The sequence below is a fragment of the Streptomyces sp. NPDC096048 genome, from assembly GCF_044763415.1.
GTDB lineage: Bacteria > Actinomycetota > Actinomycetes > Streptomycetales > Streptomycetaceae > Streptomyces.
The window spans coordinates 353734-375140 of the sequence record NZ_JBIWGG010000002.1; the positions used below are offsets into that span (position 1 = coordinate 353734).

The following is a 21407-nucleotide window of genomic DNA, read 5'->3' on the forward strand; positions in this document are numbered from 1 at the left end:
TCACTGTCGGCCGTGGGCGAGCAGCCGCTTGCGGTGGCCGCTGCGACGGACCGCGGTGACGAGGACGATGGCGGCGCAGATGCCGAGCCCGAGGGCAGGGAGAGAGATGGCCAGGATCAGCCAGCCCGCGAACGCGACAAGGCCGCCGGAGTCCCCGATGGCGTACCGGGAGAGCGCTTGGGAGGAGCAGGTGACCGTGTAGTCGCCCGACCGCGGTACGTCGATGGTGTGGAGCGGCATCCAGGTCTCGTCGCGGGTGAGGAACACGTCGGGTCCCGGGTCGGTGAGGCCTGGGTCGCCCGGCCCGCTGATGTCGCACTCCGGGCCGGGCGACCGGCCCGGATACCTGACCCAGATCGTCTTCTCGCTCCCCGGCTCCAGCCGGAGGCTGACGGTGTCACCGTTGGCGAACCGGTGGTTGGCGTCCACCGCGTCGATCAGGTCGTTGAACCGCTGCACACCGATGGCCGCGCCCAGCACGATCAGCACGACGGCGACCGCGGCCCCTGTGAGATACCAGTGACGGCCGGGGCGGAGTTCGTTCGCCGATATCCGCGGCGGTGGGGCGGGCTGCATCGGTACACCCTAGGTTGCTGTCCCGGGACGTCGGTGCCACGCGGGCTGGGTCCTCGAACAGGTGAGGGCCTTCTGGGTTCGGGGCCGGGATGCAGGGCCGCTCCAGCCGCCCGCACCACCAGCCTGGCCGCACGCAGGACATCATCGAGGAACGGGTCGTGCGCCCGCGGCCCGAACACCGCATCGGACCGGTGCGGCTGGTCGCCCGTACCGGCATCGCCGCCTGCACCGCCCACCGCATCCTCGTCCGACACCACCTGCCAGCCCTCGCCGCCTGCGACCGGGCCACCGGCGAACCCGTCCGCCGCTACGAACGAGCCCGCCCCGGCGAACTCGTCCACATCGACGTCGGGAAACTCGGCCGCGTTCCTGGCGGCCCCGGACCAATCGCAAGGTCGAACGCTTCCACCGCACCCTGCTCGACGAATGGGCCTACCACCGGCCCCGCACCTCGGACAGCGAACGTCAGGCAGCGTTTCCCGACTGGCTGGACCGGTACAACTGCCACCGGCCCCGCACCGGAAACAGCGGCCACACCCCAGCCGGCCGCGTCACCGACCTGTCCGGTCAGCACACCTGGGCCGCGTCACCTGCCGTCCGGCCGACGAGCCACTGTGACCCGCACGGCGGAGCATGTGAGGTGGCGCCTCCGTGGCGGGGCGCCTCGTCACCCTTCGTTCCTTCGGCGGAGGAACAGCAGGACCGCGCCGCCGATCACGACCAGGCCGATGGCCGCGCCGCCGATCAGGGGCGTCGCTCCGGAGCTGCCGGTTTCGGCGAGGTTGGGGTTCGGGGTGGGGGTGACGACCCTGGTGGGGGCCGGTTCGCCGAGGGGGCGGGTGGTGTCGGCCAGTGCGGCGCTTCGGGTGCGGCAGTCGAGTACGCCCGTGAAGCGCCGCTCGAAGCCGGCCGGGCCGCGGACGGTGAAGTCGTAGGCGCGGTCCTCGGGCAGCGGGACCGTCACCGTCCGGGTCTCGCCGGGTGCGATGGTGTACTCGCTGTCCAGGAGTTCGAAGGTGAAGGGTTCGTCGCCCTCGTTGAGCGCGGTGATGTCCAGGGCGCCCTCGGCGCAGTTCTTCGTCGCGGACAGGGCGGGTATCGCGCCCTGGTCGGCCCAGGTGGCGGTGGCCGTCGCCGAGACCGTGGACTCGCTGGAGCCGGCCAGGATCTGGGTCTGGCTGCGGCTCTCGGAGGCGAAGGCGCGGCCGACCGGCACGGTGGTCGAGGCCTGGACCGTCAGCTCGGCGGTGCCCGCAGCGGCGTCCTCGGGCACGTCGAAGAAGATCTGGGTGCCGTCGGTGACGGAGGTGACCGGCTCGCCCTTCTTGTCGACGATCCGCACCCCGCCCGCGGTGGCGTCCACCGGGGGTGTCACCGTCGCCCCGCCGGCGTTGGTGCGCACCGTCAGCGGGCCGAGCCGCTCACCGGGGCGGCCCGAGACCGCGGGCGGGTCCAGGGTGAGCGACGCCGCGGGCTCCGTGAGGCCGCGGGCGTTCTTCTCCAGGTAGTCGGCGAGCCGCTCGGCCTGGGGGTCGACGGCGTCGACGGCGGTGTCGTCCGAGTAGCGCCAGATGGCGACCTGCGTGCCGGCCGCGGCCTCCTGCTCGGTGAGACCGCCGCGGACTCCCGCCTTCTTCGCGAGCGCGGCGAGGTCGTTGACCTGGGGGTAGGAGTTCCGCAGGATCCAGCGGATGCGGCCGGCGTCCTTGTTGGTGCCCAGTGACGTGCCGCTCCACGGAGTCTCGTGGTATTTGGCGTCCTTCTGCGTCGGGTTCTGGATGTCGACGCAGTACGTCTGCAGCATGCCGCCGCCCTCCACGGACATCTCGAACAGGCCGGCCGGCACCTCCTGGTCGCCGCCCTCGCCGTGGATGACCGCGGTGCCGTGCGCCTTGAGGCCGCCGATGGTGGCCGTCGCCCCGCCCTGGCCCCGAGCCGCCGCGTCCTGGGCGGCGGCCGCCTGACCGGCACCGGACACCACGCTCGCGACGGCGAGTGCGGACACCAGTGCCGCGGTGGCGCGGCGCGCCGCCCCTCGGCCGGGCAGAGACAGCGCGGTGAGCGAAGAAAACACCAAATTCCCCTTCGAGCAGGACCCGTTGGCGTGGGGGGCACGGTCCTACCAGCAGAATCACCAGCCCCACAGGGCTCGTTCGGCATCCTAAGGACCTGACACACCGTGCTTGCCGATGATGTTCGTCCACACGGTGATCCGACTCGGAATCGTTATCGCCGACAGGGCAGGTGAGCAGGGCTTATCGACAAATCCACCCGGGGTCGCGCGGGGCGCATTCGCCGATAAGCCGTACTTCGGTCAGTTCCGGCTTCGGTCAGTTCCGGCTTCGGTCAGTTCCGGCTTCGGTCAGTTCCGGCGGACCCGCCGTCGTCATGCCACCGCGGCGGCGGGCTCCGGTCGCTGTCCGGTGTCGTCCGCGTCGGCCGACTCCGCCGCCGGTGTCTCCCAGTTGGGCTCGGGCTGCGGTGGGGAGACCGCCGTCTCCGCCCTCCCGGTGCGCCGGAACGCCGCCGTGCCGCGCGCGAGATCGTGACCGATCGCCACCGCGTCGATGTCCGCCGAGGTCCAGTTCTGCCCCTCGCGCACGTCCGTGCGCACCTTCAACCGGCCTTGCACGACGACGGGTTCGCCCACCGCCAAGGACGCCGAGACATTGGCGGCGAGCTGCCGGTTGGCCCACACCGTGAAGAAGTTGGTGTGGCCGTCGGTCCACGCGCTCTTCTCGCGGTCCCAGTAGCGCGCGGTGACCGCCAGCCGGAACCGCGCCGACGGCCCGTTCGCCAGGTTCCGGAACACCGGCTGCGTGGCCACGTTGCCGACGGCGCAGATCATCGTCTCGTTCATCGGAGTCCTCCCTCCCGTACGGGCACGTCCCGTACGGCTGTGTCCGGCGCGGCCGGCGTCGCGTCCCGCACGCCGCCGCTGCCGCGACGACCGCGTCCGTCGCGATCGCCGCGAAGCCAGACTGCCTCCGCCCGGGCCGAGCCCGCCGCGGGCTGTGGACCGTTCCGGCGCCTGTGGAGAACTCCGTCACCCCAGCGAGTGGGAGTCCCGGGCGGCAACGAAGTCCGCGGCCCACACCGTCGACCCCTACCGGGCCCTCCGGCCATCCGGCCATCCGGCTCTCTGGCCATCCGGCCTCCCCGTCCCCCGTCCCCCGGCGCGCGGCCCCTACCTCGTCGCGGCCCCCGCCCCCGTCACCCGTCCGTACTGCTCCCGCACCTCCCGGTACCGCAGCAGCTCCCCCGCCAGCGGATCCAGCACCCTGGCCCGGCCGCATCCGGCGGCCGCCTCCCGCAACAGGCGTTCCGCCTCATGGCCGTAACGCCGTGCCGGTCCGCGTGCCGCGATACGGCAGCTCCACTCGATGAGGGGGCCGCCGATGATCCCGGCCAGCATCAGCAGGACCGGTACGCCCAGGTTCGGCGGCATGAAGCCGATGATCTGGCCCAGCAGCCACAGGCCGCCCACCACCTGCAGCAGGGTCATGGCGGCCTGGGCCAGCACGGCCACCGGCCACCAGCCCGGCCTCGGCGGACGCCCCGGCGGCAGCCCCGTGCGCACCGCCAGCTCGTCGAGGGCCTCGGGCAGCCCCTGGGCGCCGCGGAAGGCCGCCTCGCGCATCGCCTGCGCCCACGGCGCCGGTAGCCCGGCAGACGCCCGCTCCGAGACCGTACGCACCGCCTGCTCGACGCGCTGACGGGCCGTGGCCTCCTCGTCCGCCTGGGCGCGCAGCGGGAGCCGTCCCGTGGGGGGTTCGCGCCGGTCGTGGTACCAGCGCCACAGCCGCAGCCAGGGCGTGCCGCACGCGCGGTTGGCGTTGCGCAGCCAGGAGCGTTCGGCCGCCTCGCCCGCCGCGGTGGCACCCACCGCGTCCGCCAGCCGGTCCGCGAACTCCTCCCGCGCCTCCTCGCTGAGCCCGGTCCGCCGCCCGGTGACGTACACGGGGCGCAGGCGCCAGGCGGCGGCGTCCACGTCGGCCGAGATACGGCGCGCCGGTGCCTGCCGCTCGGCGACGAACTGGCCGAGCACTTCGCGCAGTTCGCCGATGCCTTCCCCGGTGAGGGCGGACAGGGCGAGGACGGTGGCGCCGGGTTCGCCGTACTCGCCCAGCGCGATGCCGTCCTCGTCGAGCAGCCGCCGCAGGTCGTCGAGGACCTGTTCGGCCGCCTCCCCGGGCAGCCGGTCGACCTGGTTGAGGACGACGAGGGTGACCTCCGCGTGGCCCGCCATCGGCCGCAGATAGCGCTCGTGGAGCACGGCGTCGGCGTACTTCTCCGGGTCCACGACCCAGATGACGGCGTCGACGAGCGCCAGGATGCGGTCCACCTGCTCGCGGTGCTGCACGGCCGCCGAGTCGTGGTCGGGCAGGTCGATCAGGACCAGCCCGCGCAGCGGCGAGTCGGCGTCCGGGTGCTGGAGCGGGCGGCGCCGCAGCCGGCCGGGGATGCCGAGCCGGTCCAGGAGGCTGGCCGCGCCGTCGCTCCAGCTGCACGCGATGGGCGCCGCGGTGGTCGGCCGGCGGACGCCCGTCTCGGAGATCGGGACCCCGGCGAGCGTGTTGAACAGCTGCGACTTGCCGCTGCCGGTCGCACCCGCGATGGCCACCACGGTGTGCTGCCCGGAGAGTCTGCGCCGCGCGGCGGCCTCGTCGAGGACCCGGCCCGCCTCGGCCAGCGTCCCGCTGTCGAGCCGGGTACGGGAGAGCCCCACCAGCTCGCGCAGCGCGTCCAGCCGCGACCTGAGTTGTCCGTCGTACGCCAGCGGCATGAGGGCCGAGGAACTGGCGGGCCTGCTCGGCACGATGCTGAACCGCTCCGCCCCGCTGTTCTCGTCCACCCGCCGCGCGATCAGCCCGTCGCCCCAGGCGCCCTCTCCCCCGCCCCCGGACCCGGGCGAACCGCCGGCCGCGTCCTCCGTACGCTCGCTGCCTTCCGTACGCTCCACGCGCTCGTTCCCCCGGTCCCGGTCCGTACGGCGGGGCTCTCCGCCGTCCCGTACGCGCGCGTGGGAGCCGCGTGCGCGTTCGCTCTCGTCCTTGTCGGCGCCCCGCTCCGGGCCCCGGCCGTCCCCGGAACCCGTCCGGCCCGTCCGGCCCGTCCCGCCCGTGCCGCCCGTCCGGTCCGCCGGGCCTTTCCGGCCCGCTTCCTCCGTCGTGTGGTCGGTGTGCTCGGTGGGGTCCTGGTCAGTGACAGCGGTCACCGGTCACCTCTCCTTCTGCAGTACGGACAGCGCGGCGATGAGTTCGGCCTGCGGTTCGGGATGCACCTCCAGCCGGTCGAGCGGCGCCAGTCGGCGTTCTCGCTCGATGTGCACGACCCGGTCCACGTGTTCGTCGAGCAGCCGCCCGCCCCGGTCGCGCAGCCGCAGCGCTCCGTGGGCACCGATCCGCTCGGCGAGCCGTTCCCCGGCGATGCGCGCGCGCCGCCCGCCCAGCAGCACGGTGGCGACCAGGGCGGCGACCACTCCCGGGTCCGGTGCCATGCTCCGGTCGAGCCGGCCCACCTCCTCCTCGGCGTACTCCTCCAGCTCCCGCCGCCACCGCCGTACGGCCATCCCGATGCGGTGCTCGGCGGTCTCCGGCTCCGGGTCGCGGTCGGCGAGTTCCGGAGCGGCGGCCGCCGGTTCGCGCTGCCAGACCTCGTCGACGCGTTCGTCGGCGGCGGTGACGGCGCACAGCAGCAGGGCGCTCAGGCTCTCCACCAGCGAGTCGAGGAGTTCCTCGGGGGAGCAGTCGAGGGGAAAGGCCCGCCACCGCTTCAGCGCGTCCCCGGCGAGTACGGCCCCCGCCTGCAACCGCCCCCGCACGCGCGCGTGCTCGGCGTCGTACGCGCCGTCGACGGCGGCGGTGAGCCGCAGTGCGGCGGCGTACTGGGCGGCGGCGGCGCCGGCCAGTTCGGGCATCCGGGACTTCAGGGAGTCCAGGATGCCGTGCGCCGTGCGGGCCATGGCGTGGTGCCGGGCCCCGAGGTCCTGCGCCCGGTGGACGAGCCAGGCCCGCAGCGGCGCCACCGCGCTGGCCGGCAGCAGCCCGCCGCCCCAGGCGGACTCGGGCAGCTCGGGCACGGTGAAGCGGGGCACCTCGCCGAGCCCGGCCTTGGTGAGCAGGGCCCCGTACTGCCGCGACACCTCGGACACCACCTGGTGGGGCACCCGGTCGAGCACGGTGACCAGGGTGGCGTCGTACTCCTTGGCGGTACGCAGCAGATGCCAGGGGACGGCGTCGGCGTACCGGGCGGCCGTGGTGACCATCACCCAGATGTCGGCGGCGCAGATCAGCTCGGCGGCCAGGACGCGGTTGTCGGCGACGAGGGAGTCGATGTCGGGCGCGTCCAGGAGGGCGATGCCGGGCGGCAGGGAGTCGGCGGTCTCGACCCGCAGTACGCGCGCGGGGTTCTCGCCCGGCAGGAGCAGGTCGTCGTCCGGTTCCCGGTGGGGCACCCACACGCGCGTGAGGTCGGGCAGCACCCGCATGCCACTGAACCAGTGATGGTCCTCCGGATGGCACACCAGCACCGGCGTCCGGGTCGTGGGCCGCAGCACACCCGCCTCGCTGACCCGCCGCCCCACAAGGGAGTTCACCAGCGTGGACTTCCCGGCGCCGGTGGATCCGCCCACCACGGCCAGCAAGGGCGCTTCGGGCTCCTTCAACCGGGGCACCAAGTAGTCGTCGAGCTGAGCGAGCAGTTCGTCGCGGTTGGCACGCGCGCGTGGAGCCCCCGCCAGGGGCAGCGGGAAGCGTGCGGCCGCGACACGGTCGCGCAGGGCGGAGAGTGCGTCGAGCAGCTGAGGCCGTACGTCCAAGGTCACCACATGTGAAGAATGCCCAATTTTAGGGGAATTCTGAAGCATATGGGCATGTCTGCGCGCCGACCAGACACTCCGGACGGAAAGGACTAGTGGGACGCGAGGGCAGCGCAGGCATAACGAGTGCACAACACCCGATGCGCGAGACGCCAAAAGCGATGCACGATTCGTACCTGCCTGCGATTATCAGGACCGCTTCACCGAACCTCCACATCGAGCCACGGAGGCGAAGCATCAGGGACATGGAGCCGGGAGCCCTATCCTTGTCCCCGGTACCGTCACGGATCAGCCCACACCCGGGCACCACGACCGAGGCCACCACACCAGGCCCCCGTAGCTCAGTGGATAGAGCAGGCGCCTTCTAAGCGCTTGGCCGCAGGTTCGAGTCCTGCCGGGGGCGCCTACCCCAGTTGACCAGCGGAAACGCTGGTCTTCTTCTTTTCCCGACCCGTGCACATCGCTATCAGGCCAAGCGCCTTGACTGTCCACGATCGTGGGCACACAGTGGGGCCATGGCAGATGAGCGGTACAACATCGGGCCGATGGCTGCCTCATGGCTGCGCGCCCTCAAGTCCGAGAATAAGTCAGACAACACGATCCGTATCTACGGAAATGCCGCGAGACAGTTCGGCGCCTTCCTCCTCGACGCAGAGACGGGCTATCAGCCGGTGGCCGACGACGAAGGCAACCCCGGCCGGCCCGCGCCGACCGACCTGGACGAGGTCCACCGCGAGCACGTGCAGGCGTACATCGCCGCCACCATCAAACGGACCTCGCCGGCGAACGCCCATCAGCACTTCCGCGCGCTGCGCACCTTCTTCAAGTGGCTGGAGGATGAGGAAGAGATCGACCGCACACCCATGCGAACCATGAAGGCGCCGACGGTCCCCGAGAAGGAGGTGCCCGTCATCCCAGACGACGCCCTCGAAAGGCTGCTGAAGACGTGCAAGGGGAAGACGTACGTCGACCGGCGCGACACCGCGATCATCACGCTGTTCATCGACACCGGCCTGCGTCTCAGCGAGCTGACCGACCGCAAGGTCGAAGATCTCGACCTCGACCTCAAGGTGCTGCGAGTCCTCGGCAAGGGCGGGGTACCGCGCAGCGTGCCGTTCGGCGCGAAGTGCGCGGGTGTGCTCGACCGGTACCTGCGGGCTGCCGCGAAGCACAAGGGCAAGCCACTCGAAGAAGGCATGTGGCTGTGGTGGGGCGACCGCGGGAAGAAGGGGCACCGGCTGACGATCTGGGGCGTGGGCACGATGGTCGAGCGCCGCTGCATCGAGGCAGGGATCGAGCACATCCATCCGCACCAGTTCCGGCACACGTTCGCGCATCAGTGGCGACTGTACGACGGCAACGAGGATGACCTAATGCGGATCACGGGATGGAGATCGCGGCAGATGCTCGCGCGATACGGAGCGTCGGCGGGTGCAGAGCGAGCCCGGAAGGCGCACGCCCGGCTGTCGCCTGCTGACCGTCTATCCTGAGCGCCTTTGCCCCGGTTCCGGTTCGTCGGCGAACCGGTGTCCGGGGCCTGGCGTGTTGGTGCGGCCCGGTGGGGGGTTGCTGGGCTCACCGCAGGCGCGTGATGCGCATGTTCCCTACGAGGCGCGGGACCCGGGTGCACAGGAGCGCGAGGGCCGCAGCTTCGTCTATCTGGTGGGGATCGTGAGCGAGCCGGACGTGGGACCCGTTGTCGCGGTACATGACGGGTGTGCCGCTGTCTAGTTCGGCCTGCTCTACTCGCACTTCTGTCACCTGACCCCCTGTTCCCGCACGACGATTCCGAGCAGCGCGATTCGTACGTGCGTTCGACACCGCGCGAGGTCCGATCACTGTATGACGCACGGGGCCGTGTGCACAGGGCATAACACCCGCAACAGCGGGTTACCACGTCACCGGAGATGGGCAGGGGTAAACCACCCCGGGAGGAACGTCACTCGGAAGAGTGGCCAACTACGCCTCGCGGTCCCACCGTTCGGCGATCGCGCGGGCCTTGTCGTCCGACCCACCCTCGGTGCCTAGGATGCGGATCAATTTCGCCGGCGGCCCGTCGGCCAGTTCGGCGTCGGTGTAGCCGATCACCTGGAGGTGTGCGGCGGCGGCGATGATCTCGCGGTCGACGCCGAGCCCTTCCGCGACGGCGGAGACGAGTTGGGGGGTGATGTCGTACCCCTGTCCGGCAGTGATCTTCTGGACGAGGCTTTTCCCTGGCGACCATCCGGTCTCTGGGTCCACAGCGACAGCGGAGAATTCGCGGGTCGACATGCGCCGCCCCCTACCCACGTGAGCCTGCACGAGTTCCGTGAGTGCGTTTCGCTGCTGTGGCATCCCTCCGCCTCTCCAGGCGCTCTAGTCCACACCCATATTCGAAGGTGTGCGTGAAATTGCAGGTCAGACCGTACAACCATTTCGGCCCGCGAGTCATTGTCCACGATCAAGGGCAGTGAGGGGAACCTAAGACCGGACCCAGCCGAATCTTGACCGAACTCGCACCTGCCCACGATCGTGGACACCGCTCTAACGATGTGCTCTACTGGGGTTGTCCACGATCGTGGGCAGCAAAGCGGAGGCGCACCCATGAGCGACACCAGGTTCCATCTGACCGACAGGAACGTACTGCGCGGGCTGATGACCTGGGCCCCCGGCGGCCGCTCCATGGATATCCGGAGTCTCGCCGGCGCCGTCGGCGTCTCGAAGAGCAAGATTCACGCACTGCTGAGCGGGGAGCGACCTTCAGTCACAGAGGAGGTTGCCGAGCGCATATGCGAGGTTCTCGCTGTACGCCGAGACGCTCTTTTTTTGGAACATCTGCCCACGCCCATGGGCGCGGGCAGGCCTCGAACAGAAGGAGATGGACGTGAACACGAGCGAGCGCACGATGCAGCTCCGACTCGCGGCACACATCAGCTGGGCGAACACCACGGACAGGTCGAGCCGTACCGCGGCCGCCCGGCGCGCTAGCCACCACACCCGGTTCCTGGACATGGCGCGCAAGGAGCACCCGGACGCGACCGAGGCCGAGCTGATGGACATCGCGGCCTCGAAGAAGAAGGCCCACTACCAGGAGCTGGCGCTGAAGTCCGCGCAGGCCCGCCGCGCCAAGCGGGAGCTGGCCCAGAAGGACAAGGCCCGCCGCGTGAAGGCCGAGTTGGCTCAGGCCCGCTCGAAGCCGGCCGCCTGATCCTCCCCCACACGCGCCGAAGGGCCGCCCGCTTGCAGGCCCGGCGACCCCCCAGACCGGCGCACCCCTCCAACAAGGAAGAGAGGCCACCAGTGGCCACATCATTGCAGACCAGCAGCAGGGTTATCCCGCTGCACGCGTCGCCGCTGGCGGCGCCGACGACCGTGCCTGGCGTGTTCCGGGTGGCGGCTCGGTTGCTCGCCGAGCGCGGCCTGTACAAGGGCGACTTCGTCCCGGACGTGTTCGACCGGGAGATGTGCGTCCCGCATTTCCTGCGGCCGATGTCGATCGTGGCGGCGCTGAAGACGGCGACGACCGGCGACCCGCACCGCACGTCGCTGCTGTCGGACCAGGCGATCGCCACGCTGGCGCTGCGCCTGAAGGTCGACGGCGAGGGCCCGCTGTTCGGCGGGATCTTCGAACTTGAGGCGCACGTGGATGCGTGGGGCGACGTGGAGTTGCGGACCACGGAGTCGGCGGTGGCGGTTCTGGAGCGCGCTGCGGAGTTCGGGGTGGCGGCATGAGCGAGCCGATCCGGGACCTGGAGACCGCGGTCCGTGAGCTGGGCGCGCTGCCGATGCCGGTCGGCCCTGAGCCCCAGATGCCGCCCGAGCAGCGCGTCGCGATCGCCGAGCTGATTGGCGACGCGAAGCCCGCGACTGGCCACCTGGTGGAGCAGCTCGCCAAGTCGGTGCGGGACCGGCGCGAGCACGAGCACCCGACGTGGGAAGACCTGTACTGCCTCAACCTCGTGTCCTGGATGGGCGAGCGGATGGGGCCGGTGCTGCGGCGGCTGTTGGACGCTGAGGCTCGGGCCGCCGAGTTGAGGCGGCAGCGCAACGCCTTCCGTGACCAGCGGGACAACGTCTTCGCGACGAACGAGCAGCTCCTGGCCAAGGTCGACGAACTGGGTCAGGCCCGGCTCCGGGCGGAGAACGAGACCCGCACGGTGAAGCGTCAGTTCGCCGAGGCTGCGGCCACGGTCGCCGACCTGGTGCAGAAGCGCGGCGAGCGACTGAAGGTCGAGAACGCACTGCGGGACCGCGTCGCCGAGCTGGAGCAGTGTCAGAGGAACCAGGCCGACAACTTCGAGGCCCAGGCCGCGCTGATCCGGCAGGCGGAGGCACGCGTCGCCGAGCTGGAGGCGCAGAACGGCACCGCGCTCCCGTGGGCGCACACCATGTCGGACGACGATCTGCACGAATTCCTCGGCGACCTCGTGTCGGCTGCGATGGGCCGGTGGCAGCACTCCCCGGAGGTCCCGGACCGCGAGGTTCTGGCGGCGGTGGAGAAGGCGTGCGCGGCCTGGCGGAGGCCGGGGCACGGTTACCGCAGCGACGAGCTGGACGCGTACCCGCCCGCGCTGCCGTGGGCCCGGCTCATGGACCACGAGGACCTGACGGGCTTCCTCGACGAGCTGGCCGCGTCCGCCATCACCCACGCGACCGCCGAGACGGCGCTGGCCGAGGTGGAGAAGACGTGCGGGACCTGGCGGCTGATCGCGGAGGCACAGCACGCGCACAACACCGCGCCGGGCCCGGACGCCGAGGCGGGTGACCGGTCGTGATCTTCCTCGAATGGCTGATCTGGGCCACCGCCGCCGGACTCGTCTGGGTCGCGTTCTGCGCGAGCGACCTCCCCTCTCTCCTCGCCCGACTGATCCACCGCCACCACGGGGGTGCCCGGTGAGCTACCGCACCGTCATCGAGCACGCCCTGCGCGTCTGCTACGCCGAGTACCAGGACCCGGCCGCCTTCGCCGGGCAGCTGCTCGCCCGGTACGACGCCGAGCGCCCCGGGCCCGAGGCGTACCCGGGTGAGCTGGACATGCTGCGCGGCACCCTGGCCACGCTGCACGCCGTCGCCGAGCACGGCGACCTCGGCGACGTCCGCAAGCTCCTCGCCGAGCACCGGGCCGACGACGCCGCCGCCCGCGCCGAGCAGGGGAAGAGCAGCCGCACCCCGGCCGACGCCACCCCCGCCCGCGAACAGCGCCTCGCGCAGCTCCTCGACACGATCCGCACCCACCGCGGGCAGTGGCGAGTCGGCCAGGTGCAGGCCCTGCGCCGCGTGACGGGCGGGCCGACGCAGCGCAGCACCGCGCGCCGGGACCTCGCCGAACTGGCCCGCCGTGGCCACCTCCTCCAGCACGGGCCGAAGGACGGCCGCTTCTACACGCTCAAGAGCAGGAAGGACGGCGCCTGATGTCGACCGTCGTGCAGGCCGGGGCAACCGCCCCGGCCGCCGGCCCCGCCCCCTCCTGGCCCCCGGACTGGGACCGCGTCCTCGACCACGCGATCCGCACCTGGGGCGGCCAGTGGAACACCGCCCGCGTCCAGCAGCTCTACGCCGTCCGCTACGGCCGACGCCTGTACCGCGAGGACGCCCGCGCCTTCCTCTCCCGCCGCGCCCGGCAGGGCGTGCTCCGGCTTCACGACCAGCCGAACGCCCGCTACTACACGCTCTGCACCGCCCGAAAGGACCGCATCTCGTGAGCACCAATCCCGGTCGCCTGACCGATAAGCAGGTCGCGTTCCTGCTCCAGCCCATCAGCGAGAACCGCGTCCGTCACCTGCGGGGCATGTCCCACCTCGAGGCGTGGGACGTCCGCCGCCAGCTGATCCGCATCTTCGGCTTCGACGGCTTCACCATCGAGACGCAGTCGCTCGACCTCGTCTCCGAGCGTGAGACGAAGGACGGCAACCGGTCGCGCTGGACGATCGTGTACCGGGCGCAGGTCCGCCTCACGATCAAGGGCACCGACGGCCGCCCCATGACGGTCTTCGAGGACGCCGCCGCAGGCGACGCGATCAATCAGCCGTCCATCGGCGACGCCCACGACCTCGCCATGAAGACCGCGCTCAGCCAGGCCCTGAAGCGGTGCGCGGTCAACCTCGGCGACCAGTTCGGCCTGTCCCTCTACAACGACGGCTCGCAGGCCCCCGTCGTCCTGCGGTCCCTCGCCTACATGGGCGAGCCCGTGAAGGAGTCGGAGGACACCCCGGTCGGCGGCGAGCCGACCCCCGCCCACGCCGAGGGCGAGCAGGACCCGGAGCCGACCCCGCCGGCGCCCCGGGCCGTGCCGAAGCAGGAGCCGTCCGCCCCGGCCCCGGCCGAGCAGCAGCGGCGTCCCGGCGCCATGCCGCCCGCCGGACCGGGTGAGCGACAGGAGGCCCTCGACGCCATGTGGGAGGCCGCCCGCGCCGTCAACTTCGCCGACGGGCTGCCCGACCAGTTCGTCACCGCGTTCGGCCACCCGATCGAGCAGGGGACCGCCGCCGAGTTCCGGCAGGCCCGCGACCTCATGGCAGGGAGCGCCGCCGCATGAGCAACCTCCGTGAACTGGCCCTTGAGGAAGCCACGCTGAAGGCCCTCGCCGACGTCGTGAAGGACCGGCTGACCGCCGTCCGCCGCGACCTCCAGTCCGGCCTGGACAAGGCCGAGGAGGAGACCGGCACCCGGCAGATCGCCGCGCTTCTGCCCGACGGTACGCCCGTCGCCACGCTGTCCCTCACCGACCCGAAGCCCGAGGCCAAGGTGACCGACGGCGACGCCTTCAAGGCGTGGGTGATGGAGGCATACCCGGGCGAGGTGGAGCGGCGGTTCGTCGCCGAAGTGCGGGGCGCCTTCGCCGAGAAGCTGCTCGCCGAGATGACGGCCGCCGGCGTGGCCCGCGTGGTGGACAAGGAGACGGGCGAGCTGCACGACGTGCCCGGCGTGGAGGTGAAGGCGACCCGGTCCCGTAACCACTCGCTCCGCTTCAAGCCCGCGGCGCGCGACGCGATCGCCGAGGCGTGGCAGTCGGGCACCCTGCCCCTGCCGGGCATCACCGCTCCGGCCGCTGTCGGCGCGGGCGAGCAGCCCGGGGCGGGGGCGACGTCGTGACGCTCGCCTACATCGCTCTCGCCCTGGTCCTATCCATCAGCGTCGGCGCGCTCCTGTCCCGGTGGCTCGCCGTCCCGGCCAGCGCGCCGCGCGCCCTCGAGGAGACCACGCCCCTGCGGGAGCTGCTGCGGCCGACCGAGATTGACGACCTCGGGTACTGCCCGGCCGAGGAACGCGTGACCCTGCACCGCTTCAACGGCACCGGCACCCGTACCTGCTGGACGTGCCGTTGCGAGACGCCCACGGCGGTGGCCCGTGGCTGACCCCATCGAACGTGCCCTCGCCGAGCTGCGCGCGGTTCCCATGCGCGACACGACCACCCCGGAACCGGAGGCGAGCACCTGCCCCATCGGCTGCACCGGTGACGACCGCGGCTACCAGCGACACCAGCGGACCGGCAACCTGCCCGCCTGCGAACCGGCCCTCGAAGCCCACCGCGTCTTCACCCGCGAGTACCTGCGGGAGTGGCGAAAGCGGCGCCCGGACTACCACCGGCGGTGGCGCGCACAGCAGCAGACCAAGGGCGGTGCAGCGTGACGACGCCCGCCCTGTTCGACCCCGAGCGTCCGGCCACCCCCGCGGTGGCCGGGCCCCGGCCCGCACCGTTCGTCATCCCCCTGCCCGCTGGCCTGCCCCTGCTGAACTCCAACCGGGCGCTCCACTACAAGGACCGCATGAAGGCGGTGGCCAAGCTGCGCCGCGCCGCGCGGGACGCCGTCAGTGAGTGCCCGGCCCTCATGGACGCCCTGGACGCCGTCCGCCCCCGACCGCTGTTCCAGCGGGCGCACGTCCTCGGCGTCGTCCACCCGAAGGGCAACGGCCGTCACGACCCGGCGAACTGGTACCCGTCGTTCAAGGCCGCCGTGGACGGCATCGTGGACGCCGGCCTCCTCGAGGACGACGACCACACCCGGCTCCTCGGCCCGGACATGCGTCTCGGCCCGGTCGTGAAGGGCGGGCAGCTGGTCCTCGTCGTCCGCGGCCTGGCCCCCGACGAGGACCCCCTCGGCTACGGGGCGGTGACCCGATGAAGATCCGCGCCGACATCGCCGAGCTACTGCGCGCCGAAGTCTCCCACCTCCACATCGCCCGCCAGCTCCACGTCAGCCGGAAGACCGTCAGCGCGACCCACCACGCGCTCGACCTTCCTCCTCGGGTCCGCGGCGGCGGTGCCCCACACGCCACCATCGAGGACGCCTACCGCGCCCACGCCGAGGCTGGCGACGACGGGCATGTGAGGTGGACCGGCTACCTGGACGGCACGCTGCCGATCGTCTGCCACGGCGGCCGGCGCACCCCGGCCCCGCGCGTCGCGTTCCGCCTGCACCACGGCCGCGACCCCGAGGGACGCCTGACCCGCACCTGCGACATGCCTGGCTGCGTCGCTGGTGCGCACTACGCGGACCGGCCGCTGCGGGAGGCCAACCGGCGGGCCGACAAGGCGTTCGCGGCCATCTTCGGACTGTCGGCATGAACGGCGCGATCCCGGGCCCCTGCGAGACCCCCGCCCCCGGCCACGACGGCGAAGTGCATTTCTACGTCGTCGGCTGGCGGTGCGACGCCCACAGTCCGTGGGCGCTACAAGGGCTCGACATACCCGGGACGCGCCGTGCACCCGCCCTCTACACCTACCGCGCCGCCTCGGCCGCGGACACCACCCACCACGAGAACGGACCGACCACGTGACCGATCGCCCGTACACCGACGACGACCTCCGCACCGAAGCCGCCCGCCAGCACGCCAGCCTCACCGCGGACCCCGACTACGTAGGCGTCGGCGAGCAGATGGAGGACCGCCACATCCAGTCGACCGTCATCGATGAGGACCCCGACTTCGCGCCGGAAGGCGCCACATGGGCCGGAGCGCTCGACCCCGAGGGTGACGGGACGGACGTCTACGCCGAGGCGCAGCGGAAGATCCACACCCTGATCAACGGCGCGGCGAACGTGTCCGAGTGGGCCGTGAACCTCGGCGCCGACGGCCTCGAGCCCTCGCCCGACGTGATCAACCTCGACGGCGCCAACGGCCCGTTCGTCCGCATCCACTTCGCCTTCGACCCCGCCATGCCCGTACGCGACCGCCAGCGCTTCGGCCTCGCCCTCGCGCAGGCCATCGCCGACAACACCTGACCCCCACCCCCCGGCACCACCGAACCCGGAAGGAACCCCATGCCCAAGCTCCACAAGGACGCACAGGTCGAAGTCAAGCTCGACGCCACCGCCGGCCTCGTCGAAGTCGCCCTCTCCGACGAACAGCGCCGCCAGCTCTTCGAGAACCCCGGCGAGACCATCGTCGCCATCGTCGAACTGTCCTCCGTCCAGTACACCGGCCACGCCAAGGGCGAGGAGAAGCAGCCGCAGGTGAAGCTCCGCGTCACCGGCTGCGAGGCCGCCCGCGACGACGAGGAGCAGGCCGCGCTCCTCGAGGCGAAGCGCGCCATGTGGAGGGCCCGCCGCATGGACGGAACCCTCGACGAGATCGGCAACGGCCCCCGTAAGGCGGGTGACCTCCTCGGTTCCTCGTTCGCGGGCTACCCGTCCGAGGCCGAGTTCCGGCAGGCCGAGCGGGAGAAGGAAGACCGCCGTCGCGCCGAGTACGTCCGCTAGCGCCCACCGCCCGGGACGACCCCACCGCGCGCCGTCCCGGGCCCGTCGGCCCCCGCCACACCCCGCCTGAAAGAAGACCGAGTTGAGCAGCGACGAGCAGGCCCCCGCCAGCGGCAGCGTCCCCAACGCCTACGGGAACGCCCTGTCGTGGAAGTGGACACGCGCCATGTCCACGTACCTGCGCCGGTCCGGCCTGCCCCTGCTGCTCTGCCAGTTGCGGAACCTCGCCGCCGCCTCCGGAGAGATCGCCTTCAACTCGGACCGCAAGCCCATCCGCATCCAGGACATCGCCAAGGCTGCGTGCTGCGACGAGAAGGACGCCCGCCGCTACATGGAGGCCGCGATACGAGCCGGCGTCGTCCAGGTGCTCGGCGAGCGGAAGCGCGGCCGGGCGGCCCGGTACGTGATCGTCGTGCACCCGTTCCCGGACTGGCAGGCGGCCGAGGACTACCTGAAGTCGACCGCTCGGAAGCCGGGGAAGCGGCCCGCAGCGTGGTCCGAGGACGCCGAAAGTTCGGGGGACCGCGCCCCGAACCAGTTCGGGGGACCGCGCCCGGAACTTACCGGCGGTACGGCTGAAGAAGTTCCGGGCACCGCGCCCGGTATGGGTTCGGGGCACCGCGCCCCGAATGGTTCGGGGGACCGCGCCCCGAACAACCCAGGGGGGTTCCCACGGTCTTCCCATGACGGGGCTGAGGTTGTTGACCAACCTCAGGTGGATCGGGCTTCCGGCCCTCAAGATCAGCTCCCCCAAGAACCTCCCACCACCGCGCCGATGCCGAGCGCCGGACCACCGCCCGCCGCCACCGCTGGACGCTGCCGCGGCTGCCACATCCCCCTCATCCGTCCCGGCCGCGGACTCTGCGCCCGCTGCCAACGCGACGCCGAGAACACCGACCACGGAAGGCACACCGCATGACCACGCCCACGCTCCGCTCCATCAGCTACGGCGGTGGCGTTCAATCCACTGCCCTCCTCGTCCTCGCCGCACAGGGCCGCATCGACTTCCGGCTATTCCTCATGGCCAACGTCGGCGACGACTCCGAGAACCCGGCGACCCTGCGGTACCTCGAGGAGTACGCCAGGCCCTACGCCGCCGAGCACGGCATCGAACTGGCCGTCCTCGACCGCGTGAAGCGAGATGGGACCGTTGAGACCCTGATGGGCCGCCTGACTCGCGAGGGGTCCAGATCCCTGCCCATCCCGGTGCGCATGTCGAACGGAGCGCCCGGCACTCGAAGCTGCACTGTCGACTTCAAGATCAAGACGATCGCGAAGGAACTGAAGCGGCGCGGTGCGACCGAAGCGGCCCCGGCCGTGATCGGCATAGGCATCTCCGTTGATGAGATCCACCGAGCCAACAACCGGCGCGTCGAACCGCACGAGGTCATCACGTACCCACTGCTCGATCTCGGACTGCGGCGCACCGACTGTGCCCGCGTCATCCGCGAAGCCGGACTGCCAGTACCGCCCAAGAGCAGCTGCTACTTCTGCCCGTTCCACCGGCCCGAGACGTGGCACGACCAGCGACGCGACGAGCCCGAGCTGTTCGAGAAGGCGTGTCAGCTCGAAGAACTCCTGAACCAGCGCCGTGACGAGCTGGGCAAGGACCACGTCTACCTCACCCGCTTCAACAAGCCCCTGCGCCAGGCCATCCCCGACGGCGTCGACCTGCTGCCGATGTTCGACGAGGCCGACGGCGCCTGTGACAGCGGCTGGTGCATGACCTGACCAGCCACCACCGCCTGACCAGCCAACTGCCCCACGACCAACCCCCTGGGAGGCACGGGATGACCGCCCTGCACGACCTGATGATCCGCACCCCCGGCCTGCCCTGCCGCCTCGACGCCGACGCCTGGTTCAGCACCGACCCCACCGAACGCCACGCCGCCGCCCGCCAGTGCCACGCCTGCCCCCTGCTCCTCGCCTGCCAGCAGCACGCCCTCACCAACAAGGAGCAGCACGGCGTGTGGGGCGGCGTCGACTTCGAGGCGCGCGCAGCGGGTTGCGGGACGGACCGCGGCTACCGGACGCACATCCGGCGCAGCGAGCAGCCGTGCCCGCTGTGCCGGGCCGCGCACGACGAGGCCGTGGAGGCGGAGCGGCGCCGGCTGTTGGCAGTGGCGCACGCGGCTGGGGGGACGGTGCGCGGCTATCTGATGCATCGCCGGATGGGCGAGGAGGCGTGTGTGCCGTGTAAGCGGGCGCAGGGCCGGAAGTCTGCGGAGCGTCGTCGTGCGGCGCGTGCGGCTGCTGGAGCGCCTGTGGCGGATCTCGGCGACCGCCGGGCCGCCGAGGGCGCGTGCGGCGCTCCTGCGCCCGTACAGGCCGCTGCACGCGCTGCCTGACTGATCACCCACCACCACGACCAGGAGACGACCATGACCGACCAGACTCCGCTCCGCGACCGCATCGCCGCCGCCCTGTACGAGCGGGAGCGCCCGCCCCGCGAGCCGCACTGGAACAAGGCGTTCCCGGCGGACCGTGAGGTGTTCGAGGCGATGGCCGACGCGGTGCTGGCCGGGGTGCCCGTGCTCGCCGACCGGACCGCCGTCCTCCGCGAAGCCGCCGACGAGATCGCCGGGATCGACTTCCATCCGAACGCCCGCGCCCGGTCCCTCGACGTCGCTGCGGGACTCGCGCGGCGGCTGCGCCGTATGGCCGACGAGACGGCAGCCACCGAGACGCAGGCCCACCCACCGCTGCACCAGTGGCGAGTCGAGATCCTCGACGGCGACGAGTGGATGCCCGCCAGCGGACTGCGCCGCGACCGTTCCCAGGCCGCCGAGCAGCTGCGGATGTCCAGCGAACGGCGCCCGCTGTGGAACGACGGCACGCGGGTGCAGCGCCGCCTCGTCCGCGAGACGACCACGTACACCGTCGAGGACGAGACCGGGCACGCCGCCGGGGCGCGGCAGGACGGGGCGCAACCGTGATCCACGTCGTCGCCTTCGTCGCCCTCGTCATGGTCACCGCTGGCCTGCCCCTCGCCCACCACGCCTACCCGCCCTGGAGGAAGCCGTGAGCACCACCGCCGCCGCCCTGATCACCCTCGCGATCGTCGTCGGTCTGCCCGCCGTCTGGTGTCACGGGTTCTGGTCACGCGGCCGGATCACCGCCCGCGTTGCCGCCGAACGCGCGGAGCGCGCTGCACGCCCACCCGCCCAACACATCGGCCTGGAGGACGGCGTGGTCGCCGTCGCCCTCGCCGCCGCGTGCTGCGAGCGCTGGTGGACGTCCGCCGGCGCCGAGCACGAGCCCACCACCTGCACCCGGAAGGACCAGACCACATGAGCCCCATGAGCGCGGACGCGCGGGCCGTCGTCGCCGCCGTCGACAGGCTGACAACGCAGGCCAAGGCGATCGCCGACGCCCTGTCGACGTCCGCTGACGCCCCGACGACGACGGCCGACGACGGGCCGAGGCCCGATTTCACCAGCCCCCTCAGCGGCATCGAAGTACGCCAGCCCTGCCCGTTCTGTCCGCCGCCCGCGATGATTCCGCGCCGCCTGTTCGCCGAGCACGTGGCCCGCGAGCACAAGCAGCAGGCCCCGGCCGACGACGGGGTGAAGCGGTCCTTGCCGTTCCCCTATGCCCGCGAGGTCGCCGAAGACGAAGCGCCGATGCGCGCGTACCTGAGCGCCCCGGCCGCCGACGGGGACCAGCAGCGCGCCATCCGCCGCGAACGCCTGCACAACCTCCTCGCCCGCGCCGACCGAGGCACCCTCACCTCCGGCGAAGTCGCCGCGCTCCGGGACCTGGTCGACGCCGAGATACGGGGCGCCGACCAGCTGCGCGCTGGCCGTGCCACGTGGAAGGCGAAGGCCGAGGAGATCGAGCGCGACCGGGACAGCATCGCCGCAGCGCTGGAGCTGGCAAAGGAGCGGGCGCGGAAGGCCGAGCGTGCGGCGGATCTCCTCGCCGACGCCCACCGCCGCGCCGAGCAGGCCGAGGAGCTGCTGAGCATCGCGCACGAAACGTCCAACCGGTCCGAGACCGAACGCGCCCGCGCGGTGCAGCGCGCGGACATCGCCGAGACCGAACTGCGCGTCCTTCGCGCCGGCCTTCGCGCGAACGGTGCCGACCCCACCCAGATACAGAACCTGTGGGCGCAGATCCGGTTGCGCAACCGGCAGTGGCGGGACGCGAAGGGGGAGCGGGATCAGGCGCAGGCCGCCCTCGAACGCGTCCGCGCCATGGTCGATCAGCTCCACGCCGACGCAGCAGCGGCCCGAACCGACGGCTACGAGACCTCGGCGCTCGCCATCGAAGGTTCCGCCCGCCGCATCACCTACGCCCTGGACGGCACCGAGCAGCCCACCACGAAGGACTGA

At 71.9% G+C, this 21407-nt stretch carries 29 protein-coding genes, 1 tRNA gene and 1 pseudogene; 25 read left to right on the forward strand and 6 right to left on the reverse strand.

The features are described 5' to 3' along the window. Window positions 1–576, reverse strand: coding sequence for a hypothetical protein (locus tag ACIQ6R_RS06110; RefSeq protein ID WP_404219071.1), 576 nt, complete (start codon window positions 574–576; stop codon window positions 1–3). A gap of 86 nt (window positions 577–662) precedes the next feature. Between ACIQ6R_RS06110 and ACIQ6R_RS06115 the strand changes: the two are divergent. Further along, window positions 663–1153 (forward strand): annotated as a pseudogene (locus tag ACIQ6R_RS06115) (integrase core domain-containing protein); the annotation flags it as partial. A 90-nt stretch (window positions 1154–1243) separates the two neighbouring features. On the opposite strand, the gene ACIQ6R_RS06120 reads toward ACIQ6R_RS06115, so the two are convergent. From ACIQ6R_RS06120 to ACIQ6R_RS06135, 4 genes are all read right to left on the reverse strand, one after another. After that, window positions 1244–2650 carry a TQXA domain-containing protein gene (locus ACIQ6R_RS06120; protein ID WP_404219073.1) on the reverse strand — a complete coding sequence of 469 codons (1407 nt, stop codon included), beginning with the start codon at window positions 2648–2650 and terminating at the stop codon, window positions 1244–1246. A 312-nt stretch (window positions 2651–2962) separates the two neighbouring features. After that, entirely contained in the window at window positions 2963–3436 is a 474-nt protein-coding gene (locus ACIQ6R_RS06125; RefSeq protein ID WP_404219075.1) for a single-stranded DNA-binding protein, read from the reverse strand. Between the two features lie 327 nt (window positions 3437–3763). Further along, window positions 3764–5794 carry a YfjP family GTPase gene (locus tag ACIQ6R_RS06130; RefSeq protein ID WP_404219077.1) on the reverse strand — a complete coding sequence of 677 codons (2031 nt, stop codon included), beginning with the start codon at window positions 5792–5794 and terminating at the stop codon, window positions 3764–3766. A 3-nt stretch (window positions 5795–5797) separates the two neighbouring features. Continuing rightward, complete coding sequence (locus ACIQ6R_RS06135; RefSeq protein WP_404219079.1) at window positions 5798–7405, reverse strand: dynamin family protein; 1608 nt, start codon at window positions 7403–7405, stop codon at window positions 5798–5800. A gap of 321 nt (window positions 7406–7726) precedes the next feature. Between ACIQ6R_RS06135 and ACIQ6R_RS06140 the strand changes: the two genes are divergently transcribed. Then, window positions 7727–7799, forward strand: a tRNA-Arg gene (locus tag ACIQ6R_RS06140). A gap of 112 nt (window positions 7800–7911) precedes the next feature. Then, window positions 7912–8886 (forward strand): tyrosine-type recombinase/integrase, encoded by a 975-nt coding sequence (locus ACIQ6R_RS06145; RefSeq protein ID WP_404219082.1) that lies wholly within the window; start codon window positions 7912–7914, stop codon window positions 8884–8886. 469 nt (window positions 8887–9355) lie between these two features. Here the strand turns inward: ACIQ6R_RS06145 and ACIQ6R_RS06150 are convergent, their stop codons facing one another. Further along, a complete protein-coding gene (locus ACIQ6R_RS06150) occupies window positions 9356–9667 on the reverse strand; it encodes a hypothetical protein (RefSeq protein WP_404219084.1) in 312 nt (103 codons plus the stop codon). A 390-nt stretch (window positions 9668–10057) separates the two neighbouring features. Here ACIQ6R_RS06150 and ACIQ6R_RS06155 point away from each other — a divergent pair, with 390 nt between their 5' ends. The 22 genes from ACIQ6R_RS06155 to ACIQ6R_RS06260 all read left to right on the forward strand — a co-directional run bounded on the left by ACIQ6R_RS06155 (window position 10058) and on the right by ACIQ6R_RS06260 (window position 21407). Continuing rightward, on the forward strand, window positions 10058–10363 hold the full coding sequence (locus tag ACIQ6R_RS06155) for a helix-turn-helix domain-containing protein (protein ID WP_404219620.1): 306 nt from the start codon (window positions 10058–10060) through the stop codon (window positions 10361–10363). After that, window positions 10260–10583, forward strand: coding sequence for a hypothetical protein (locus tag ACIQ6R_RS06160; protein ID WP_404219086.1), 324 nt, complete (start codon window positions 10260–10262; stop codon window positions 10581–10583). The genes ACIQ6R_RS06155 and ACIQ6R_RS06160 overlap by 104 nt, the downstream gene beginning before the upstream one ends. 92 nt (window positions 10584–10675) lie before the next feature. After that, window positions 10676–11107, forward strand: coding sequence for a hypothetical protein (locus ACIQ6R_RS06165; protein WP_404219088.1), 432 nt, complete (start codon window positions 10676–10678; stop codon window positions 11105–11107). Continuing rightward, entirely contained in the window at window positions 11104–12150 is a 1047-nt protein-coding gene (locus ACIQ6R_RS06170) for a hypothetical protein (RefSeq protein ID WP_404219090.1), read from the forward strand. The genes ACIQ6R_RS06165 and ACIQ6R_RS06170 overlap by 4 nt, the downstream gene beginning before the upstream one ends. Next, a complete protein-coding gene (locus ACIQ6R_RS06175) occupies window positions 12147–12272 on the forward strand; it encodes a hypothetical protein (protein WP_404219092.1) in 126 nt (41 codons plus the stop codon). The genes ACIQ6R_RS06170 and ACIQ6R_RS06175 overlap by 4 nt, the downstream gene beginning before the upstream one ends. Further along, a complete protein-coding gene (locus tag ACIQ6R_RS06180) occupies window positions 12269–12787 on the forward strand; it encodes a hypothetical protein (protein ID WP_404219094.1) in 519 nt (172 codons plus the stop codon). The genes ACIQ6R_RS06175 and ACIQ6R_RS06180 overlap by 4 nt, the downstream gene beginning before the upstream one ends. Then, the gene (locus ACIQ6R_RS06185) at window positions 12787–13077 is read left to right on the forward strand and encodes a hypothetical protein (protein WP_404219096.1); all 291 of its coding nucleotides are present in this window, start codon (window positions 12787–12789) and stop codon (window positions 13075–13077) included. Before ACIQ6R_RS06180 ends, ACIQ6R_RS06185 begins: the two co-directional genes overlap by 1 nt. Continuing rightward, entirely contained in the window at window positions 13074–13910 is an 837-nt protein-coding gene (locus ACIQ6R_RS06190; protein ID WP_404219098.1) for a Rad52/Rad22 family DNA repair protein, read from the forward strand. Before ACIQ6R_RS06185 ends, ACIQ6R_RS06190 begins: the two co-directional genes overlap by 4 nt. After that, complete coding sequence (locus ACIQ6R_RS06195; protein ID WP_404219100.1) at window positions 13907–14467, forward strand: hypothetical protein; 561 nt, start codon at window positions 13907–13909, stop codon at window positions 14465–14467. Before ACIQ6R_RS06190 ends, ACIQ6R_RS06195 begins: the two co-directional genes overlap by 4 nt. Beyond that, window positions 14464–14730: a hypothetical protein gene (locus tag ACIQ6R_RS06200; RefSeq protein ID WP_404219102.1), complete on the forward strand. Its 267-nt coding sequence runs from the start codon at window positions 14464–14466 to the stop codon at window positions 14728–14730. The genes ACIQ6R_RS06195 and ACIQ6R_RS06200 overlap by 4 nt, the downstream gene beginning before the upstream one ends. Beyond that, on the forward strand, window positions 14723–15004 hold the full coding sequence (locus ACIQ6R_RS06205; RefSeq protein ID WP_404219104.1) for a hypothetical protein: 282 nt from the start codon (window positions 14723–14725) through the stop codon (window positions 15002–15004). Before ACIQ6R_RS06200 ends, ACIQ6R_RS06205 begins: the two co-directional genes overlap by 8 nt. Then, window positions 15001–15498 (forward strand): hypothetical protein, encoded by a 498-nt coding sequence (locus ACIQ6R_RS06210; RefSeq protein ID WP_404219106.1) that lies wholly within the window; start codon window positions 15001–15003, stop codon window positions 15496–15498. The genes ACIQ6R_RS06205 and ACIQ6R_RS06210 overlap by 4 nt, the downstream gene beginning before the upstream one ends. Continuing rightward, window positions 15495–15941 carry a hypothetical protein gene (locus ACIQ6R_RS06215; RefSeq protein ID WP_404219108.1) on the forward strand — a complete coding sequence of 149 codons (447 nt, stop codon included), beginning with the start codon at window positions 15495–15497 and terminating at the stop codon, window positions 15939–15941. Before ACIQ6R_RS06210 ends, ACIQ6R_RS06215 begins: the two co-directional genes overlap by 4 nt. Continuing rightward, window positions 15938–16153, forward strand: coding sequence for a hypothetical protein (locus ACIQ6R_RS06220; protein ID WP_404219110.1), 216 nt, complete (start codon window positions 15938–15940; stop codon window positions 16151–16153). Before ACIQ6R_RS06215 ends, ACIQ6R_RS06220 begins: the two co-directional genes overlap by 4 nt. Continuing rightward, the gene (locus tag ACIQ6R_RS06225) at window positions 16150–16596 is read left to right on the forward strand and encodes a hypothetical protein (RefSeq protein WP_404219112.1); all 447 of its coding nucleotides are present in this window, start codon (window positions 16150–16152) and stop codon (window positions 16594–16596) included. Before ACIQ6R_RS06220 ends, ACIQ6R_RS06225 begins: the two co-directional genes overlap by 4 nt. Before the next feature lie 39 nt (window positions 16597–16635). Further along, window positions 16636–17073: a hypothetical protein gene (locus ACIQ6R_RS06230; protein ID WP_404219114.1), complete on the forward strand. Its 438-nt coding sequence runs from the start codon at window positions 16636–16638 to the stop codon at window positions 17071–17073. Window positions 17074–17155: 82 nt separating this feature from the next. Further along, entirely contained in the window at window positions 17156–17992 is an 837-nt protein-coding gene (locus tag ACIQ6R_RS06235; RefSeq protein WP_404219116.1) for a hypothetical protein, read from the forward strand. Next, window positions 17989–18804 carry a phosphoadenosine phosphosulfate reductase gene (locus ACIQ6R_RS06240; protein ID WP_404219118.1) on the forward strand — a complete coding sequence of 272 codons (816 nt, stop codon included), beginning with the start codon at window positions 17989–17991 and terminating at the stop codon, window positions 18802–18804. The genes ACIQ6R_RS06235 and ACIQ6R_RS06240 overlap by 4 nt, the downstream gene beginning before the upstream one ends. 59 nt (window positions 18805–18863) lie before the next feature. Continuing rightward, entirely contained in the window at window positions 18864–19421 is a 558-nt protein-coding gene (locus ACIQ6R_RS06245; RefSeq protein ID WP_404219120.1) for a WhiB family transcriptional regulator, read from the forward strand. Between the two features lie 33 nt (window positions 19422–19454). Further along, the gene (locus ACIQ6R_RS06250) at window positions 19455–20009 is read left to right on the forward strand and encodes a hypothetical protein (RefSeq protein WP_404219122.1); all 555 of its coding nucleotides are present in this window, start codon (window positions 19455–19457) and stop codon (window positions 20007–20009) included. 85 nt (window positions 20010–20094) lie between these two features. Next, a complete protein-coding gene (locus tag ACIQ6R_RS06255; protein ID WP_404219124.1) occupies window positions 20095–20367 on the forward strand; it encodes a hypothetical protein in 273 nt (90 codons plus the stop codon). Continuing rightward, the gene (locus ACIQ6R_RS06260) at window positions 20364–21407 is read left to right on the forward strand and encodes a hypothetical protein (protein ID WP_404219126.1); all 1044 of its coding nucleotides are present in this window, start codon (window positions 20364–20366) and stop codon (window positions 21405–21407) included. The genes ACIQ6R_RS06255 and ACIQ6R_RS06260 overlap by 4 nt, the downstream gene beginning before the upstream one ends.

Coding starts and splice junctions, on each gene's coding strand:
- ACIQ6R_RS06110 (WP_404219071.1), bottom strand. CDS start 576: ATGCAGCCCGCCCCACCGCCGCGGATATCGGCGAACGAACTCCGCCCC.
- ACIQ6R_RS06125 (WP_404219075.1), bottom strand. CDS start 3,436: ATGAACGAGACGATGATCTGCGCCGTCGGCAACGTGGCCACGCAGCCG.
- ACIQ6R_RS06145 (WP_404219082.1), top strand. CDS start 7,912: ATGGCAGATGAGCGGTACAACATCGGGCCGATGGCTGCCTCATGGCTG.
- ACIQ6R_RS06150 (WP_404219084.1), bottom strand. CDS start 9,667: ATGTCGACCCGCGAATTCTCCGCTGTCGCTGTGGACCCAGAGACCGGA.
- ACIQ6R_RS06155 (WP_404219620.1), top strand. CDS start 10,058: ATGGATATCCGGAGTCTCGCCGGCGCCGTCGGCGTCTCGAAGAGCAAG.
- ACIQ6R_RS06170 (WP_404219090.1), top strand. CDS start 11,104: ATGAGCGAGCCGATCCGGGACCTGGAGACCGCGGTCCGTGAGCTGGGC.
- ACIQ6R_RS06185 (WP_404219096.1), top strand. CDS start 12,787: ATGTCGACCGTCGTGCAGGCCGGGGCAACCGCCCCGGCCGCCGGCCCC.
- ACIQ6R_RS06195 (WP_404219100.1), top strand. CDS start 13,907: ATGAGCAACCTCCGTGAACTGGCCCTTGAGGAAGCCACGCTGAAGGCC.
- ACIQ6R_RS06215 (WP_404219108.1), top strand. CDS start 15,495: ATGAAGATCCGCGCCGACATCGCCGAGCTACTGCGCGCCGAAGTCTCC.
- ACIQ6R_RS06220 (WP_404219110.1), top strand. CDS start 15,938: ATGAACGGCGCGATCCCGGGCCCCTGCGAGACCCCCGCCCCCGGCCAC.
- ACIQ6R_RS06230 (WP_404219114.1), top strand. CDS start 16,636: ATGCCCAAGCTCCACAAGGACGCACAGGTCGAAGTCAAGCTCGACGCC.
- ACIQ6R_RS06240 (WP_404219118.1), top strand. CDS start 17,989: ATGACCACGCCCACGCTCCGCTCCATCAGCTACGGCGGTGGCGTTCAA.
- ACIQ6R_RS06245 (WP_404219120.1), top strand. CDS start 18,864: ATGACCGCCCTGCACGACCTGATGATCCGCACCCCCGGCCTGCCCTGC.
- ACIQ6R_RS06250 (WP_404219122.1), top strand. CDS start 19,455: ATGACCGACCAGACTCCGCTCCGCGACCGCATCGCCGCCGCCCTGTAC.
- ACIQ6R_RS06260 (WP_404219126.1), top strand. CDS start 20,364: ATGAGCCCCATGAGCGCGGACGCGCGGGCCGTCGTCGCCGCCGTCGAC.